Origin of the sequence: Ruminococcus sp. RTP21359st1_H3_RTP21359_211015, assembly GCF_040909065.1 — a bacterium.
Taxonomy (GTDB): Bacteria; Bacillota; Clostridia; order Oscillospirales; family Ruminococcaceae; genus Hominimerdicola; species Hominimerdicola aceti.
Genome location: NZ_JBDGDD010000029.1, coordinates 1 through 18,431, shown reverse-complemented (window position 1 = coordinate 18,431; position 18,431 = coordinate 1). Strand labels below are relative to the sequence as shown.

The following is an 18,431-nucleotide window of genomic DNA, read 5'->3' as shown; positions in this document are numbered from 1 at the left end:
TCATATCGCTTTCCTAGGTAAACCTTGTAAACTAACGTAACAACGCTCTTTTCAGCTTATTTACAGCCATTTTCAGCGGAGAATCGTACTCCTTGTAAAAATGCTGATAATCCTTAGAATTGTTCCAGTCGCCACCCCATTTCCAGCCATGGCGTCTGAAAATGCAATAGCAAAGGTCTGTTCTGTCAATCTTGTGATCAAAAGCCTTGTCACGGTCTGCATACTCTGTAGCATTGGCAGGCATGACCTTATTCCCCACTATATAAGGATTTATAAGGGGGTTTATGTCTATCGCCCTGCCGTAGCTGTGAGCCGAGATAGTGTTGGTACCAGCCACCACCCTGTAGTTGAAGGCAGAGGAATTGTTATCCGCCATTGACCTTTCATCATCAGCGTCATACTCGTCCACGAGCCTGATTTTTTCTATCTCATAACTGCCCTCGAAAAGCTCATAGAAAATATCCAGAACCTCCTGCGCAAGCTTCCTCGCCACGATAAGCTCCCCCGACTGCACCTTATGCTCAAAGTCATAATATCTCACACGCAGATAGGCAAGGTCGCCCAGCTTCACATAGGGATTTTCCTTATAGGAAACGCCTTTTATACGCTCTATCACCTCGTTTGGAAGCTCCTCAGCCGTAAAGCCCTCTCTGTATAATATCTTTTCCATAAAAAAAAACACTCCTTACAAAAAGCGGTCAAGGCATGATACCTTGACCGTCCTTATTATTTATCCGCAGACTTGTAGTACATAACAACAGGCGTACCGTAAGGCACGTTGTCATAAACATATTTGGCGTCGTCATAGCTCATATTTATACAGCCGTGAGAGCCGTTGTATTTGTATATCTCACCGCCGAAATATCCGCCTCGCCACGTTGAATCGTGAAGACCTATTCCGCAGAGAGAAACGTTGTTCCAGAAGTTGCACTTTGTATCCCACTCGTCGCCGTCGGCATTTGTGTCTTTCATACGCTTGTTGGTCTCCTTTGACCACAGCTTATAAACACCAGGGAGAGTTGTTCTCGCCTCAGATGTGGTCTGACCTGAAACTATATAGGTATCGAGCTTTTTCTTGCCCTTTTCATAATACCACAAGTGCTGGTCGGTAAGGTCTATCTCAATATAAGTGTCGCCTATATCATCGTCCTTGCTTCTCGCAGACTCAACGCCTGTAAAGTCAAAATAACCAGTACTGTAATAGATAGGGTCTACCTTGTCAACGCTCTCGCCCTTTTCAAGCATATCCACAAGATCGTCACAAGTCTTTTCCTGATCTATCCACCAGCCGTATTTAGCATCAGAGCTTGTCGGCACGATTATGTCGCCCTGCAAAGTGGCGTGGAATTTTCTCTTAGTATTATATGTATCATACTTCTTTGCGAGCTTTTCCACATACTCCATGGCTTTCTTTCTGTCCACAGTGTAGCTTCCGTCATCTTTGAGCTTTATCATCTTCATAAGCTCCTCGCCCGTGAGAGTTTCTGTGGTGTAGTCAAAATCGTATGTGACAGAAAGCTGGAAAACATCATTTCGTTTCTTGCAATCGTCCTCAAGGTCTGCACTCTTCACCTTCGGAAGAGAATAACAACCTGTGTCCTTATCAAGCTCAACGCTAAGCTCACCTGCCGCCACGCTTTGCGTAACATAAGCTTCAAGCTTTTTCATATCGGTTATCTTGTTTCCCTGCACCTCAGGGGTGATAACATAAGCCGTCTTATCCTCGTTAAGACCAAGCTTTGCATCGGCAGTTTCAACATCGCCCCAGTTTGCTTTCTCCACAAGCTTCTGAAGCTTCTCAACATCAAATGTGATGTCCTCATTAAAGCTATAGATGGAGTTCTGTATAAATCCAGAGAACCATGTTTTTCTGTTCACGCTGTCATAGATCTTCTGAAGATCGTCCTTGCCGCTTAGTCTGTAATCAAAATCAGCCGTCTTGAAAACAACAGGCGTGCCGTCGATAGTTTTGACCGTAAGCTCATAAGGCATATCATTCACCCCGAGCAGGTCGCAAGCCTGTTCAAATGTCCTTCCGCCCACGTCAACGCCATTCACTGTTGTGCCGCTCAGAAATCTGTTGCTATAGTAAGCTCTTCCAATGAAATATCCTCCGCCCACAACTATCACGATAGCCGCTGCCGCAGTGCCGCAGATAATGCCGATATTGTTTCGCTTTTTCTTTCTTTTCTTATTCTTTGACGAACCTTTGACAGAGCTGTTTTTCTTCACTGATGTCGCAGGCTTTTTCGTTATCTTTGTGGAATTTTCCGTCATCAATTATCCTCCTGTACAAAATGACGTTCGGCATATGCCGACAATGTATCAAGAATAATTATATCATGCTTTTTTCCTTTTGTCTATAGGATAGGCTGAAAAATTTGTCACAAAAAGAGTGCCGGATATTCTTATTTAATGTACAAATAAACGTACTGCAAACAAACCACACGCAAACACAGTAAAAAAATATCGGGCAGATAACTCCACCCGATACAATATCAGTCTTTTATATACTTGTTCTTGACCTCGCTGTAGGTCTTGCAGAAGCGGTCATGGGAGATATACGCTCCCCAGCTCATGTTATCGTCCACCTGAGGGTCCATAACATATACCTGACCGTTTATCGTTACCTCCACCCACATATGATAGCCGTAACCGCCTGCCGCCATAGCGGTCTTGCCGTCAACGGTCTTTGCGTCAAAGCCTATATAGTTGAGCATTGCGGCGTAAACGTAAGAATATTCTGTGCAAGTGCCGTAACCGTCCTCAAGAACAGCCTTGACAGGATTTGCCCAGCCGCCGTAATCGTAGACCGTGTTCTTTATAATATAATCGTAGCAAGCCACAGCCTTTTCGTAGTTTGTCATATCATCTGATATTATCTTATTGAGATATTTCAGAAGTATCTTTTCTTCCTTTGCGCTGAGCGTCGCCTTTGGATCAAGCACTGCAGAATTAAGTCGCTGTGCAGGGGTCTTGCCGTTGTCGACAACAGGCGCAGTGGTTGTAGTTGTAACAGGCTTTTTAGTTGTTGTCACCTTAGCAGTGGTGGTCTTTTTCTTGGTAGTAGTCACCGCAGGCGTTGTGGTCGTAACAGGGGCAGTTGTTGTCTTTGCAGTAGTAGTTTTCACCGTTGTAGTCTTTTTTGTAGCCTTTGAGGCAACAGTATCGCTGTCAGTAGTGCTGACAGGGGCGGAAGTAACAGCAGAAACCTTTGTTTCAGACTTTGAAGCCTGCTGAGTTTTCTTTGTCACAAGGCTTACTGAGATGCTAAGCTTTGTGTCAGCGGAAGTCACGCTCTGCACTGCGGTCACTGACGCTGGCTTCTGTGATATTACAGAGGTCGTTACGCTCTCTGATCTCAAAGCTGTTTCAGAAGCTGCCTTTGTTGTTTCGCTTTTTGCAGTTTTTACAGCCTTTACAGCCTCGGTCTGAGAATTTTTCGCAGTTTCCTTGACGGCTGATGTTGTAAGAACAGTTGTGTTATCCCCGATCTGCTCAGATGTTTCCTTGTCAGAAACAACAGAAATGACCTTTGCATTTTCAGGCGGCATGACCGCACATGGCTGGATAACGTTTTTATCAAGTGTCGCAAAAGTCACAGCAGATACTGCCACAACTCCGCAGGCAGAAAGCACAGCCACACAGCGAGATATCCCCGACTTCAAATAACCCAATTCAGAACGCTCCTTTCAAATGTGATAAACTACACCATATTATAATGAATAAGGTTACAAAAGTCAAGGGGCATTGTAATCAAATTGTAATTTTCAAGCCGCTTTTTCGCTCGTTTATGAAGTATATATGAACATCAAGTTACAACCATTGTACATTTTATATCCCAGGAACGACAATAAGGGTTCTATTTTTATCATTTTTAACAAATTTCGCAAAACTTTTATTAATAATACCGAAAAACGGACACCTGCGTTACAAAAGCCCATATTTTCCACGATATTTTACATATCTATCCACAAAATCACCCACGCAAAAAAAGAACGCTGACACAAGCCAGCGTTCCCTTTTTGAAGTATATGAAGTATATATGGAGAAAAAAGTATATGTGTAAATTTCATCTTTTTGTCTTTCTCTTATTGTATTTATATCATACTCCGCCAATGTGACAGTTTTATGATAGTGTGCTGAAAACTAATACACAAAAAAATAAGTGCAAAAAAACGTCTGCCATATGACAGACGTTTTCTCTTAGTTTAAGTAAATTACTCAGCCTGAGGTGCTCCTACAGGGCAAGTACCTGCGCAAGAACCGCAGTCGATGCACTCGTCAGCGTTAATAGCACACTTACCGTCAGCCTCGGAGATAGCTCCTACTGGACATGCGTCCATGCAAGCGCCGCAGCCGATGCACTCATCACTAATCTTATAAGCCATTTTCACAGACCTCCTTGCATAAATTCTACAAGTATCATATCAAATACTATACTTATATAATAACACATTTTCTGAAAAAATCAAGAGGTTTTCGGCATTTCATAAAAATTTCACATAGATTTTAAGTGATTTTTCAGTTAGTATTCACTAATCAACTAGATGCTTGCCAATTCCTGCTGTGAGATAAGAGCAAATCCTGCTTCACTCAAAGCTTCCAGAGCGGCTGTAACGTTCTCCACTCTAAGGATAAGATAAGCCGTGTTTTCCTTAGTGTTTATGAATGCAGAATACATATACTCAACGCTGATGTTGTCATTGTAGAGAGCTTTCATTGCTTCTGAAAGTCCGCCTGGGCGGTCATTTATCTCCACTGCAAGCACCTGAGTGGTGGTAACGGAAAAGCCCTCTGTTTTCAAGGCTGAAACTGCTTTTTCAAAATCGTCAACGATAAGTCTGAGAATACCGAAATCCTTTGTGTCAGCAAGCGACATTGCACGGATATTCACATCATTATCCCCAAGTATTTTTGTAACGGCAGACAATCTGCCAGGTCTGTTTTCAATAAAAACCGAAAGCTGTTTTACTGTCATAAAATTACCCCCTGTCTTTTAGACAAGCTTTCTCTTGTCGATAACTCTTACTGCCTTGCCCTCAGAACGTGGAATGCTCTTTGGCTCAACAAGTCTTATCTTCGCCTTGATGCCAAGGATATTATGGATATCGTTGGATATCTTCTTTTCAAGATCCTCGATAGACTTGACAGTATCAGAGAACATATCGTCATTAAGCTCGACTCTTATCTCGAAAGTATCAGAATTGTTCACCCTGTCAACGACTATCTGATAGTTAGGGCTTGCTTTTGATATCTTAAGAAGCACTGACTCTATCTGAGATGGGAACACGTTTACGCCCTTAATGATGAGCATATCGTCGCTTCTGCCCATTGGCTTGCACATTTTGACGAGAGTTCTGCCACATGAGCATTTCTCTCTTGTAAGAATACAAATATCTCTTGTTCTGTATCTCAGCAGAGGGAAAGCTTCCTTTGTGATACTTGTGAATACAAGCTCGCCCTTTGAACCTTCAGGAAGCACCTCTCCTGTGTCAGGGTCGATTATCTCTGCGATAAAGTTGTCCTCATTGATGTGCATACCAGACTGTGCTTCGCACTCGAAAGCTACGCCAGGACCGCTTATTTCTGTCAGACCATAGATATCGTAAGCCTTGATACCAAGAAGATCCTCTATCTCATGACGCATTTCATCCGTCCAAGGCTCAGCACCGAAGATACCAGCTTTGAGTGTAAGCTCCTCTGGCTTTATGCCCATTTCCTTTACAGTTTCACCTATATAAGCGGCATATGACGGAGTACAGCAAAGGATAGTAGAACCGAGATCCCGCATGAACTGTATCTGTCTTTCTGTGTTTCCTGATGACATTGGCAGAGTAAGACAGCCCACCTTATGAGAGCCGCCGTTAAGACCTGCCCCCCCTGTAAAAAGTCCATAGCCATATGCAATGTGGCAAACATCGTCTTTTGTTCCGCCTGCGGCAACTATAGCTCTTGCACAGCAATTTTCCCAAATGTCTATATCATGCTGAGTGTAGAAAGCCACAACTCTCTTGCCTGTGGTTCCACTTGTAGAATGTATTCTCACGCACTCTGAAAGCGGCTTCGCAAGCAGACCGTAAGGATAAGCCTCACGCAGATCAGCCTTTGAAAGGAACGGCAGCTTGTGCAGGTCCTCAATGCCGTGGATATCATCAGGCGTTACGCCCTTTTCTTCCATAAGCTTCTTGTAGTATGGCACATTGTCCCAGACGTGCTTGACCTGTTTGACAAGTCTTTCGCTCTGGAGCTTTTTCATGTCCTCGTGCGCCATGCACTCGATCTCTTCGTTCCAATATTTTCCCATTGGAACACACCTCCTGTTAAAATGGTTTCGGTCATATTACTCGGGTATCAACTTTGCACAAGTATCATACGCCGTACATTTCTTCAAGCATCTTAATGCCTGTTTTCGTTTTGAACACCTTGTCACGGAAGCTTTTTATGCTCTCTTTGGAAAGGCTGTCCTCAAAAGCGTTCACAAGGAAATCCGCTTCCAAGAGTATCTGCCAGTCAAGCCCCTGGGCGCCCTCATAGGTGTGATGATGTGCGATAAGAAAGCACACCCTGTCTATGATATCCTCATCAAAGTCAAGCTCTGTGAGCATTTTCCGTGCAGGCTCAGGACCTAACTGTTCCTGAAGCTTTCCGCCGCAGTGACCCTTGCCGTATCTCTCCTCCGCAGGCTTTATGCCTATATCATGCACCACCGACGCAACGTCAAGACAGTACATAGTGCGGATATCAAGCCCCTCTGTCCTGCCGATAACACGGGCAAAGGTATGCACCTTTATAAAGTGCTGTATACGCTTAGGGTCGCCGCTGAAAAACTCGGTCATTTTTATGATAAGACCGCTTATCTCGTCCATTATTTTACCTCTCTGCCGAGAGCGAACGCCTTTTTATTCAGTTCAAGGAACTTTGCAGGAACACAGTTTTCAAGAGCCTTCTGCCAAACGTCCTCGTCAAAAGCCATTTTAGTTGACACAACGCCCATGAGAACAACGTTTGAAGCCTTTGCAGTACCAGCCTGCTCTGCAAGTGCCAGTGCGTCAACAGCGATAACGTCAACGCCCTCTGCTTTAAGCTTGCCTATGATATCCTCAGGATAAACAGCCGCACCTGTGATAACAGGCATTGGGTCTATCTGCTGAGTTGAAGTGATGATATGTCCGCCCTTCTTGAGATATGAAACATATCTTGCGGCTTCAAGCTGCTCAAAGCTGATGATGATATCAGCTTCGCCTTTTTCAACTACCGGTGAGCATACCTCGCTGCCGTACTTAACGTATGTAACAACAGAGCCGCCACGCTGGCTCATTCCGTGTACCTCGCTGACCTTAACATCAAAGCCCTGTGAGAGAAGCACGTTTCCTATTATTCTTGACGCAAGCAAAGAGCCCTGTCCGCCTACGCCCACTATCATAATTGATCTTGTTTTCATTATTTACACCTCGAAATATATGTTATCATTAGTCGCATATCGCACCCAGCTTACACATTTCCTTGCATATGCCGCAGCCTACGCACTGTGTATGGTCGATAACGCACTTGCCGTCATGGATAGATATAGCAGGACAGCCTATCTTCAAGCACTGCTTACAGCCAACGCACTTATCCTTGTTTACCTTGAGCGGTGGATTGTGCTTTACATATTTAAGAAGTGCGCATGGACGTCTTGAAATAATAACGCTTGGCTCTTCCTTGGCAAGCTCTTCCTTGATAACAGCCTCTGTTTCAGCCATGTGATATGGGTCAACGACTCTTACGCTCTTGATACCAAGTGAATGGCAGAGCATTTCAAGGTCAACGGCATAAGCAGGGTCGCCCTTAAGGTTTTTACCGGTTGTAGGGTTCTGCTGATGACCCGTCATACCTGTGATAGAGTTATCGAGAATGATAACAGTTGAATTTGTGGAGTTATATGCAACGTTCACAAGACCTGTCATACCGCTGTGCATGAATGTAGAGTCGCCGATAACGGCAACAGACTTCTTCTCAGCCTCTGCACCTCTTGCCTTGTTAAATCCGTGAAGTCCGCTGATAGAAGCACCCATGCAGATAGTTGAATCCATAGCACAAAGCGGTGCTGTTGCGCCGAGAGTGTAACAGCCGATATCGCCTGATACCATAACGCCCAGCTTATGCAGGCAATAGAACAGGCCTCTGTGAGGACATCCCGGACACATAACAGGAGGTCTTACAGGCACGTTATCCTCAAATGTGATATACTCAGGCTTCTCGCCAAGTATCTTTTCGGCAACAATAGACTGTGAGATCTCGCCCATAAGGCTGAAAAGCTCCTTGCCGATAACGTTCACGCCGTTCTTTTTGCAGTGTGTTTCGATAACATCGTCAAGTTCTTCTATAACATACACTTTTTCGCACTTTGCAGCAAAGTCCTTTATTATCTGAATTGGCATTGGGTTTACGATACCGAGCTTAAGATATGAAGCCTTGTCGCCCAGAGCTTCCTTCGCATACTGATATGAGATACCGCTTGTGATAACGCCTATCTTTGTATCGTTCATCTCTACCTTATTGAGCGGTGAATTTTCAGCATAATCAGCAATAGCTTTCATTCTTGCTTCAACAACAGGGTGACGGCGGATAGCGTTACCAGGCATCATAACATACTTCTGGATATTCTTTTCATATGGAATATTTTCCTTTTCCTCTCTCTCGCAAAGCTCAACGGCTGACTGAGAGTGAGAGACTCTGGTGGACAGTCTTACGATAACAGGAACATCGAACTTTTCAGAAAGCTCGAAAGCAGCCTTAGCAAACTCCTTGCACTCTCCTGAATCGGAAGGCTCTATCATCATTGTCTTAGAAGCGATAGCATGGTGACGTGAATCCTGCTCGTTCTGTGATGAGTGCATACCAGGGTCATCGGCGACAGCTATTACCATACCTGCCGTTACGCCTGTGTAGCCTGCTGTGTAAAGAGGGTCAGCGGCAACGTTAAGACCAACGTGCTTCATTCCGCAGAAGCTTCTTGCACCGCCTATAGAAGCGCCAAGAGCCACTTCCATTGCCACCTTTTCATTAGGCGCCCACTCAGCATATACCTCGTCATACTTTGCAACAGCTTCTGTTATCTCAGTTGACGGAGTACCAGGGTAAGATGATACCACCTTACAGCCTGCCTCATACAGACCTCTTGCAAACGCCTCGTTTCCAAGCATTAGTTTTTTCATACAATAAATCTTTCCTTTCACTGCACCGACCAATTTTTTGTGATCGGTAAAAATAAACAATAATTAAAATAGACATAAGTAATTATACCACAAATTTCACCAAAATGCAACAGCTTTTTTGATTTAAAGCACCAATAGAGTGTTGCAAAAAGTTTGCTTACGGCAATTTTGTCAGTTTGCATAAAATATCAAGGGAGCTTCTGTGCAAAAATTTATGCCAGCTTACACGTTTTGAGCAACAAAAAATAAATCGCCGCCAGGCGATACCATAATTCCTCATTCCTCACTCCTCATTCCTCATTCTTAACACTCCTCATTCTCACCTCCTCACTTGTTAAAAAAATGTACTTGAAAAAAGAGCATAAATGTTGTATAATAACAAAGTATACTTATATTTACGTTCGGAGGATATACATAATGAAAAAATACACACTTGACGAGGTCTACACTGCCGATATGACGGTGTTTCAGAGAGAAAGATATAACAGAGTTGCAGATGAATTTGAAAAGCTTTTTGGTGAAAAGCCAACTGCTTTCTTCTCAGCTCCGGGCAGAACTGAGGTAGGCGGCAACCACACCGACCACAACTTCGGCTGTGTCCTTGCGGCAGGCGTTTCACTTGACGTTATCGCTGCTGTCGCTCCTGACACCGAAGAGAACGTTATTACCATACAGTCTGAGGGCTTCCCAATGGACACTGTAAACGTTGATGACGACACTATCTACGAGGAGCAGAAAAACACATCTGCGGCACTTATAAGAGGTATGTCCGCAGGCTTTAAGAAGAATGGCCACAATGTCGGGGGCTTCAAGGCTTATGCCACTTCAAACGTGCTCAAAGGCTCCGGACTTTCTTCATCTGCGGCTTATGAAGTGCTTATCGGCACTATCCTCAACGGTCTTTACAACGAGGGCGAGGTTTCTGCTGTGGAAATAGCTCAGATAGCTCAGTTTGCGGAAAATGTATATTTTGGCAAGCCGTCAGGTCTTATGGACCAAATGGCTTCATCAGTAGGCGGATTTATCACTATCGACTTTGCTGACGAAAAGCGCCCTGTTATCGACTCTGTAAAGTTCGATTTCACAAAAAGCGGTCACGCACTGTGTATCGTTGACACAAAGGGCAATCATGCCGACCTCACCCCTGAGTATGCGGCTATCCCAGCGGAAATGAAGTCTGTTGCGGCTTTCTTTGGCAAAAAGGTGCTGAGAGAGATAACAAAGGAACAGCTTCTTGAAAACATCTGTGCCGTTAGAGAAAAGTGCAGTGACAGAGCTGTGCTTAGAGCGCTCCACTTCTTTGACGATAACGAGAGAGTTGGCAAGGAAGCTTCCGCACTTTCAAAGGGCGACTTTGACGCTTTCCTGAGCCTTATCAATGAATCAGGCGATTCATCATTCAAGTATCTTCAGAACATCTATGCTTCTTCTGCCCCAAACGAGCAGGGTCTTTCATTTGCTCTGTATCTTGCAAAGCAGGCTCTTGGCGGTGAGGGTGCTTGCAGAGTTCACGGCGGTGGCTTTGCAGGAACTATCCAAGCGTTCGTACCTGAAAAGAAGCTTGAAGCTTTCAAGGCTGAAATGGAGAGAGTATTCGGTGAAGGCTCATGCTATGTGCTGTCCATAAGACCTGTTGGCGGCGTGCAGATCGACCTTTAATATAGGAGTTGTCATGAAAAATCCATTTGCAGGCTTGAAGAAAAAGCAGGTGAAGTTGCAGTTTTCCACCTGCGGAGAGATAATGATAGACGGACTTCCCTTTGCTTTCGGAGTGGAGAGTGCAGGGAAAGCGTCAGACAAAGGGCTTTGTTTTTCGATATCGGGTGAAGCTGTCAATGACGGACGTGTTACCTTTTCAAACCTTGAATACTACGAAAACCATGGCGGAAAGATAACCCTTGTGAAGCATGGCTTTTCACTTGTCACCAAAAAAGACGGCAAGAAAATTTATCAGGCGAAGTTTACCAAAATACCTATCACCGAAAAGGACACCTCAGTGCTTTTCAGAAAGCTCACCGAGGAAGAGGTCGTCCAACGGCTCAACTGCGAGATAGCTTTTAAGGTGACCCCTCATTTCAGCGGTGAGGACACGCCCGAAGTCATGCTCACAGTTTATCCTTATGAAAATATGCTCACAGGGTCGGCTGTGCAGTGGCTAAAGGTCACGTCTGACAAGGACTATTTTCTGCACAAATATTCTAATAAATAACAGGAGAGTTTATCCCATATGAGAATGAGAAGAAAGAAAAATCTTGAGGCACGTCTTGAAGCCTGCGGAGATTATATTTTATATCTTGACCGTGACGAGAAGAATTTTCAGGACAAATCAAACAAACAACTTATTGACTTTGAGAAGATCTTCGGAAACAGCAATCCCCTTGTGCTGGAGATAGGCTGTGGAAAGGGTCAGTTTGCAAGAGAGATAGCAAAGAGAAATCCTGACAAGAATTTCCTTGCAGTAGAAAAAAGCAGTAACGTTATAGTTGACGCCGCACAAATGGCTATAGACGAGGGCATACCGAACCTGAGATTTGCAAGGGGCGAGGCTGAATATCTGGATTGCTTTATCCCTGAAAAGTCAGTGGAGTGTATCTACCTTAACTTTAGCTGTCCGTATCCTAAAAATACATATGCACGTCATAGGCTCACATACCGAGCTTTTCTTGAAATATACAGACGTATTCTTGTGGACAAAGGCGAGATATACCAAAAGACCGACAATATGCACTTCTTTGAGTTCTCCTTGGAGGAGTTCTCTGCGGCAAATTACGGACTTAAAAACATTTCTCTCGACCTTCACAACAGCGGCTTCGAGGGCAATATCGTAACGGAATATGAGAAGAAATTCTCAGACATGGGTATGCCTATCTACAGATTGGAGGCGTTCGTAAAATAATGAGCGAGCATATAAATCCAATTGTCAGCGAGGAAGATATGGGTGCTGACGGCAAGCTTCGCAAATGGTCAACAGGCAGAAAAGCCAAGTTGATAATTTGGATGGTCATAATCTTAGCAGTAGCACTCGGCTTCTGGCATCAGCACTATATGCGCTCCGACAGCCAGATAAAAGCCGTTTTCAATGACAATAAGGCTAACTTTCAGACCACTGCGGAGTTTATGATAGAAAGCATTTCATGCGAAAAGCCGACACTACCAAAGGGCAAATGCTCCATTAAATCGCTCACTGAAAACAATGCCTGCAAGTCTGTGAAGAAAGAGCTTGAGGAGCTGGAGCACAGAAATATCACATACATCGACAGCGACGGCTTGACAGTGAAATTTTATACCATTTATGACCATTACTATATTTACCGCTCACCCATAAGCTCATCAGGGGGCGAGGATAACCTCGGTGACGGGTGGTCTTATGTAAAAACAAGTAAATGCTGATTTTTTTATGGACGAAAAATTTTTTTCGTCCATTTTTTATGCAATCAAACGGTCTTTACATTCGTGTTATAGATGAAAGGCTTTTCAAAACAACAAAGGAGGTGACAGCTTTGACAAGAGATATTGACTACATAGTTGACAAATTTTCAGACGATATCTACCGAGCGGCACTGGCAGTCACAGGCAGCGTTCACGAGGCGGAGGATATAGTCAGCGAGGTCATAATAAAATATTTCACAAGGCAGGGTGAGCTTTTCTTCAATGATGACGAGCATCTTAAAGCGTGGCTGCTGAGAACGGCGATAAATCTATCCAAAGACCTGCTAAGGTCGGCAGGCAGACGTCTGCGTGCAGAAAATGAGGTAAGTGCAAGCAGCGATTTTTCATCACCTGATATGCAGATAGATGTGCAAAACGCTATAAACAGGCTGGATAAAAAATACAGGATAGTGCTTTATCTTTTTTATTATCAAGGCTGCAAGACCGATGAGATAGCCGATATTTTGGGAACAAGTAAGGGCACGGTCACATCAAGGCTGAAAAGAGCAAGAGAAAAACTAAAGCTTTCACTTTCAGACTACGAAAAGGAGATGAGCGTATGAACGAAAGAGATATAAAGAATTATTTTGCAAACGCAAGCCTATCGGAACAAAAGAAAGATCAGCTCAAAGAAACGCTCAAAAAGCGTTTTCCACAACAAAACGGAGATATAAATACGGATACTTTCACACCACAAACCGAGCCGACACAGCCTGCCATAGTCGCAAGACACAAGGGTGCAAAGGTAGTTGCGGCAGCGGCGGCAGTGGCGCTTGTAATGTCAGGCGGAATTTACATGACAAGAAATATCCATGACTACGAGCCGAACGCAGGCACAGCTCCACCTGCAAACAGCAGTGTATCCGGCGATACAGGTACACTGCAGTTGTGTTCAGCAGACTTTATAAAGCTTGCAGACACAGTGCTTGAAAGCGCAAATTCTACGGTAGGAAATCTCGACATAATACAAAACAGCCCTGCATACTGCGATATAGTCTACAGCGGCAACTATGACGAAAATATCGAGGGCAAGGAACACAGCACAAGGTATTACGTTGACCTGCTGGAGAAAACCGACAGCGGACTTCCAAGCGTGGATTTTTTGACAGATGATAACAGCTATGAGCCAAATTCTTTGGTAATCGATATCCTGTCGGAGATAAAAACCCTTGATGAGGACGCTTTTAACAAGGCGGTGAATTGCAGAATAGAAGCCCATATTGAGAATAACAACTGCAAGATAACCATTTCAGACAGCGATAACAGCGTTTCTCTCAAATACGGAAGCGGCGAAAGCTTCACTGAAAATGCCAAAATTATAGCTCAAACCCTCAAAAATGACCTGCTGGATATCTATGACGAAAGCTCTATGAAAAACCCAGACAATGCCATTTTTAGCTACTCCCCTGCTGACTATAATTATTACAACGATATCATGAACAGCAACAATACAACAGAATATGTAAAGTCAGACTATGCGCAAAATGGATATATCACAAACGAAAGTCTGAACCTCCTGACCCTGAATATCGTCAACGATTCGGACATACAGTTCAATATGGCGACAGATTATTTCACTGTGGATATGTTCACAAACAGATTTACTCTGTATAGCTACGCCAATGACGGAAGCTGGGCGGTGTATGATTCCGCTCCGTTTTCAAGCACCAGCACTGTGGAAGCTGACCCGTCAGCCACGGCGCAGTATATTTTTGAAAAGGCGCAGGCGCTTGTAACAAAGTATAACACCAGCGGCAAGAAGCTTCACTTTGACAATGTGACCTCACTCGACCTTGCGAAAGAGCTTGCAATGTCGTATGTGCCAGATATGGACAAAGAAGATAACATCACGCCGGAGCTTTTCGCATATGGACTTTGGGTAGAAACTCTGCCATATGACAAAGAGTCCAGCTCCTATGATTTATCCGGACTTGACTTTTCAATATACTTTGAAAAGGATAAGGACGGCAGTGCATATGATGTAACCCAGGTGGATGTCACAGTTGAGGGGGATATGGTTTATTCATACACCACTGATGAGCATGACAGCGTTGAAACTTATGACCAAAATGACAGTGCATTATCTTAACAAAACAATGTTGGTAGCTCGGTTGCTCACTAAACAAAGGTAGAGTTACCGAGCCACAAAATAAAAGCTATGCTCCAAGATAGAGTAGCGAAGTAAAAAAAGAAAAAAGTGACCTGCAAAGTTAATTGCAAGTCGCTTTTCTTTATGCAATAATATTTATCTGCAAATTAGTTGTTGATGAGCTTTTCGTCATCGTTGTTCCAGCTGTAGAGCTTTCTGATCTCCTTACCAACCTTCTCAGAAGGATGCTCAGCGTGGAGCTTTCTCATAGCCTTGAAGTGTACCTGTGAACCTGCGTCAGACATATCAAGGAGGAAGTCCTTAGCGAATGTACCGTCCTGAATGTCAGACAGAACCTTCTTCATAGCCTTCTTAGTGTCCTCAGTAACGATCTTTGGACCTGTGATGTAGTCGCCGTACTCAGCTGTGTTAGAGATAGAATATCTCATGCCCTCGAAACCTGACTGATAGATAAGGTCAACGATGAGCTTCATCTCATGGATACACTCAAAGTATGCGTTTCTTGGGTCATAACCAGCTTCACAAAGTGTTTCAAAACCAGCCTGCATCAGTGCGCAAACACCACCGCAGAGAACAGCCTGCTCACCGAAGAGGTCTGTTTCTGTTTCTGTTCTGAATGTTGTCTCAAGAACACCTGCTCTTGCTCCGCCGATACCAAGTGCATATGCAAGTCCGATATCCTGTGCGTTGCCTGTTGCGTCCTGCTCAACTGCGATAAGGCAAGGTGTACCCTTACCAGCCTGATACTCAGAACGTACTGTGTGACCAGGAGCCTTAGGAGCGATCATGATAACGTTAACGTTCTTTGGTGGTACGATGCAGCCAAAGTGAATGTTAAAGCCGTGTGCGAATGCAAGAGTCTTACCCTCTGTGAGGTATGGCTCGATAGATTTCTTATAAAGTGCAGCCTGCTTCTCATCAGGAATAAGGATCATGATGATGTCAGATGTCTTTGCAGCTTCCTCAGTTGTCATAACTGTAAGACCCTGCTGCTCAGCCTTTGCCCAGCTCTTAGAACCTTCGTAAAGACCTACTACTACGTCAACACCGCTCTCCTTAAGGTTGAGTGCATGAGCGTGACCCTGTGAACCGTAACCGATAATGGCAACTCTCTTACCCTTGAGTACGTTAATGTCGCAATCCTGCTGATAGAATATTCTTGCCTGTGCCATTGTTAATTCCTCCAAATTCAGAAATTTAAGATTTATTTTATGTAGCCTTTCGGCTATATAATCAAAGTTTATTTGCCTGCATTGAATGTGTCAGAGCCTTTCTCTATTGCGATAGTGCCTGTTCTTACCATTTCAATTATTCCGTAAGGTGCTATGACCTCCTCAAATCTGCAAAGGTGAGCGTAAGTGTCGCAAAGCTCCAATGTCATTGTCGTAAGCGTTATATCCATGACCTTAGCCCCTGTGATATCCGCAATAGTCATTATCTCACTGCGTCTGTTTGCGACCGCAGACACCTTGACTATCATAAGCTCTCTTGCGAGATACTCATTAGCCTCAAATGTCTTTACCTTGATGACCTCTATAAGCTTATTGAGCTGTTTCTCGATCTGCTCAACTGTATGCTCGTCACCGTCAGCAACTATCGTTATTCTTGAAACGTCAGGGTCATGAGTTGGACCTACTGCAAGGCTCTCGATATTGAACCCACGTCTTGAAAACAGTCCGGAAATTCTTGATAGAACACCGCTGTGGTTTTCTACAAGAACTGAGATCGTATGTTTCATAAATCAACCTCCATAAGGAAACCTTTCCTTGATTCTTTATTATACCAGCTTATTATTAAGATTTTTTGAACGTAAACGCTATATACTGTAAACGCTACAGATAGTTAAAATATTAGCCTTATAATGTTGGCATATCCTTATCCACAACGACTTCAACAAGGCAAATGCCTTTATGTTCAGCAAGCATTTCCACGCCCTTTTCCATAGTATCATCGTCATAAACTCTCATTGCAGGTATGCCATAAGCTTCTGCAAGCTTGATAAAGTCAGGAGAGCCGTCAAGAAAAACTGCTGTCTGTCTGTCATGATAGCCATTTGTCTGAAGTTCTCTTACCATGCCAAGGCGGTTGTTGGTCATTACTACCACCTTTATATCAACGCCGAACTGAACGGCTGTTGCAAGCTCCATGAACGACATCTGAAAAGCTCCGTCACCGCATATAGCAACTGTTGCTCTGCTGTTGTCAGCCATTTTTGCACCTATTGCCGCAGGCACAGAATAGCCCATCGTACCCATGCCGCCTGAGGTAAGAAGTCTGCCCTCTTTGCGGAACTTATATTCAGTGCAGGTCCATATCTGATTTTGTCCAACGTCTGCCACAACAGTAACATTGGCAGGCATTTTCTTTGCAAGCCTGTCGATAAACACCCTCGGATTAACAGTACCCTTTGCAGGCTCAACATACTTTCTCTCGCCCCCAAGGGTCTTGATGTGAGCTATCCACTCATCGTGCTTCATAGGCTTTGCAAGTTCCGTCATTTGCTGTAAAACAAGCTTTGCGTCGCCAACGAGAGGCAGGTCAGCGCCAATATTCTTGCCTATCTCCGCAGGGTCGATATCTATATGTATTATCTTAGTAGTTTTCTCCAGAGCCAAAGGTGTTTTAACGGCTCTGTCGCCAACTCTTGCACCCACAAGGAACAGCACGTCGCACTCGTTCACAGCGGCGTTTGCCATTTTAACACCGTGAGTTCCTATCATGCCGCAGAAAAGCTGGTCGTCATCAGGGAAAACAGAAATGCCCATCATAGTTGTGATAACAGGTATCTGCATAAGGTCGGCAAGCTCTCTTATCTCGTTCTCAGCGTGAGCGGCAAAAACACCTCCGCCAATACAGATAAGCGGCTTCTCAGCCTCTTCCAACGCCGCCATTACACGCCTTACCTGAACGTAGTTGCCCTTTGTGGTAGGCTTATAGCTTCTTATCTCGCACTTTTCAGGGTACTCAAAGTCGATAACAGCTTTCTGAACGTCCATAGGGATATCTATAAGCACAGGGCCCGGTCTGCCCGTACCTGCGATATAGAAAGCTTCCTTGAAAACTCTTGCAGTGTCCTCAGGGTCTTTGAGAAGATAGCTGTGCTTAACGAACGGCTCAGCCGAGCCTGTAATGTCAGCCTCCTGAAAAACGTCAGAGCCTATCTGGTCGGTATTCACCTGACCTGTTATGCACACGATAGGTATAGAATCCGCATAAGCGGTAGCAATAGCAGTAATAAGATTAGTTGCACCCGGACCTGATGTAGCGATACAGACCGCAGGCTTGCCTGAAATTCGTGCATAGCCGTTAGCCGCATGACCACCGTTAGCTTCCTGTCTCACAAGCACCTGCCTGATGTCGTTTTCAGCATCCAGCAAAGCATCATAGAAAGGACAGATAGCAGCTCCGGGATAGCCAAAGACGACTTTTACGTTCTCAGCTTTCAAACATTCAACCATAGCCTGACTTACAGTCATCTTCATAATAAAGTCGCCTCCATAAAAAATTTTCTGTATAAATTATCATATAAAGTGATAAAACATACAAAGCTATGATTTATTATACCATATTTATAAGATTTCGTCAAGTATCGTTAGCATACGAAGGAATATTTATTTGTAGTGCTACAATAGATATTGGACAAAATTAAGAAAAAAGAAAAGAGAGATAGGCAAAAATCTGATAAAATAAAG

Annotated in this window: 18 protein-coding genes; 6 read left to right on the top strand and 12 right to left on the bottom strand. The window is 44.1% G+C overall.

Annotation, left to right across the window (positions count from 1 at the left end):
• Nucleotides 1–31: 31 nt before the first annotated feature.
• The 9 genes from AB5Z01_RS11125 to iorA form a co-directional block, all read right to left on the bottom strand.
• A complete protein-coding gene (locus AB5Z01_RS11125; RefSeq protein WP_195221800.1) occupies nucleotides 32–670 on the bottom strand; it encodes a M15 family metallopeptidase in 639 nt (212 codons plus the stop codon).
• A gap of 56 nt (nucleotides 671–726) precedes the next feature.
• Complete coding sequence (locus AB5Z01_RS11120) at nucleotides 727–2,277, bottom strand: L,D-transpeptidase family protein (RefSeq protein WP_287216204.1); 1,551 nt, start codon at nucleotides 2,275–2,277, stop codon at nucleotides 727–729.
• Nucleotides 2,278–2,498: 221 nt separating this feature from the next.
• Nucleotides 2,499–3,677, bottom strand: coding sequence for a transglutaminase domain-containing protein (locus AB5Z01_RS11115; protein ID WP_287216205.1), 1,179 nt, complete (start codon nucleotides 3,675–3,677; stop codon nucleotides 2,499–2,501).
• 543 nt (nucleotides 3,678–4,220) lie between these two features.
• Complete coding sequence (locus tag AB5Z01_RS11110) at nucleotides 4,221–4,391, bottom strand: DUF362 domain-containing protein (RefSeq protein WP_022287477.1); 171 nt, start codon at nucleotides 4,389–4,391, stop codon at nucleotides 4,221–4,223.
• 155 nt (nucleotides 4,392–4,546) lie between these two features.
• Complete coding sequence (locus AB5Z01_RS11105; protein ID WP_022287478.1) at nucleotides 4,547–4,981, bottom strand: ACT domain-containing protein; 435 nt, start codon at nucleotides 4,979–4,981, stop codon at nucleotides 4,547–4,549.
• A gap of 18 nt (nucleotides 4,982–4,999) precedes the next feature.
• Nucleotides 5,000–6,307 (bottom strand): phenylacetate--CoA ligase family protein, encoded by a 1,308-nt coding sequence (locus AB5Z01_RS11100; protein ID WP_287216206.1) that lies wholly within the window; start codon nucleotides 6,305–6,307, stop codon nucleotides 5,000–5,002.
• Between the two features lie 64 nt (nucleotides 6,308–6,371).
• Nucleotides 6,372–6,869, bottom strand: a complete 498-nt coding sequence (locus AB5Z01_RS11095; RefSeq protein WP_287216207.1) for an HD domain-containing protein — start codon at nucleotides 6,867–6,869, stop codon at nucleotides 6,372–6,374.
• Nucleotides 6,869–7,444: an indolepyruvate oxidoreductase subunit beta gene (locus AB5Z01_RS11090; RefSeq protein WP_022287481.1), complete on the bottom strand. Its 576-nt coding sequence runs from the start codon at nucleotides 7,442–7,444 to the stop codon at nucleotides 6,869–6,871. Before AB5Z01_RS11090 ends, AB5Z01_RS11095 begins: the two co-directional genes overlap by 1 nt.
• 28 nt (nucleotides 7,445–7,472) lie before the next feature.
• Nucleotides 7,473–9,200, bottom strand: a complete 1,728-nt coding sequence (gene iorA / locus AB5Z01_RS11085) for an indolepyruvate ferredoxin oxidoreductase subunit alpha (RefSeq protein WP_287216208.1) — start codon at nucleotides 9,198–9,200, stop codon at nucleotides 7,473–7,475.
• A gap of 417 nt (nucleotides 9,201–9,617) precedes the next feature.
• On the opposite strand from iorA, the gene AB5Z01_RS11080 reads away from it, so the two are divergent.
• The 6 genes from AB5Z01_RS11080 to AB5Z01_RS11055 all read left to right on the top strand — a co-directional run bounded on the left by AB5Z01_RS11080 (nucleotide 9,618) and on the right by AB5Z01_RS11055 (nucleotide 14,718).
• Nucleotides 9,618–10,859 (top strand): galactokinase family protein, encoded by a 1,242-nt coding sequence (locus AB5Z01_RS11080; RefSeq protein WP_181983840.1) that lies wholly within the window; start codon nucleotides 9,618–9,620, stop codon nucleotides 10,857–10,859.
• Between the two features lie 13 nt (nucleotides 10,860–10,872).
• Nucleotides 10,873–11,409 (top strand): hypothetical protein, encoded by a 537-nt coding sequence (locus AB5Z01_RS11075; RefSeq protein WP_118164512.1) that lies wholly within the window; start codon nucleotides 10,873–10,875, stop codon nucleotides 11,407–11,409.
• Nucleotides 11,410–11,427: 18 nt separating this feature from the next.
• On the top strand, nucleotides 11,428–12,096 hold the full coding sequence (trmB, locus tag AB5Z01_RS11070; protein ID WP_041337508.1) for a tRNA (guanosine(46)-N7)-methyltransferase TrmB: 669 nt from the start codon (nucleotides 11,428–11,430) through the stop codon (nucleotides 12,094–12,096).
• The gene (locus AB5Z01_RS11065; RefSeq protein WP_118164509.1) at nucleotides 12,096–12,590 is read left to right on the top strand and encodes a hypothetical protein; all 495 of its coding nucleotides are present in this window, start codon (nucleotides 12,096–12,098) and stop codon (nucleotides 12,588–12,590) included. Before trmB ends, AB5Z01_RS11065 begins: the two co-directional genes overlap by 1 nt.
• A 110-nt stretch (nucleotides 12,591–12,700) precedes the next feature.
• Nucleotides 12,701–13,192: an RNA polymerase sigma factor gene (locus AB5Z01_RS11060; RefSeq protein WP_117864722.1), complete on the top strand. Its 492-nt coding sequence runs from the start codon at nucleotides 12,701–12,703 to the stop codon at nucleotides 13,190–13,192.
• Nucleotides 13,189–14,718: a hypothetical protein gene (locus AB5Z01_RS11055; protein WP_195221142.1), complete on the top strand. Its 1,530-nt coding sequence runs from the start codon at nucleotides 13,189–13,191 to the stop codon at nucleotides 14,716–14,718. The genes AB5Z01_RS11060 and AB5Z01_RS11055 overlap by 4 nt, the downstream gene beginning before the upstream one ends.
• Before the next feature lie 167 nt (nucleotides 14,719–14,885).
• Here AB5Z01_RS11055 and ilvC read toward each other — a convergent pair whose 3' ends face one another.
• The 3 genes from ilvC to ilvB all read right to left on the bottom strand — a co-directional run bounded on the left by ilvC (nucleotide 14,886) and on the right by ilvB (nucleotide 18,221).
• Nucleotides 14,886–15,911, bottom strand: coding sequence for a ketol-acid reductoisomerase (ilvC, locus tag AB5Z01_RS11050; protein ID WP_041337504.1), 1,026 nt, complete (start codon nucleotides 15,909–15,911; stop codon nucleotides 14,886–14,888).
• A 68-nt stretch (nucleotides 15,912–15,979) separates the two neighbouring features.
• A complete protein-coding gene (ilvN, locus tag AB5Z01_RS11045; protein WP_022287490.1) occupies nucleotides 15,980–16,477 on the bottom strand; it encodes an acetolactate synthase small subunit in 498 nt (165 codons plus the stop codon).
• A 118-nt stretch (nucleotides 16,478–16,595) separates the two neighbouring features.
• Entirely contained in the window at nucleotides 16,596–18,221 is a 1,626-nt protein-coding gene (gene ilvB / locus AB5Z01_RS11040) for a biosynthetic-type acetolactate synthase large subunit (protein ID WP_195249811.1), read from the bottom strand.
• Nucleotides 18,222–18,431: the final 210 nt, after the last annotated feature.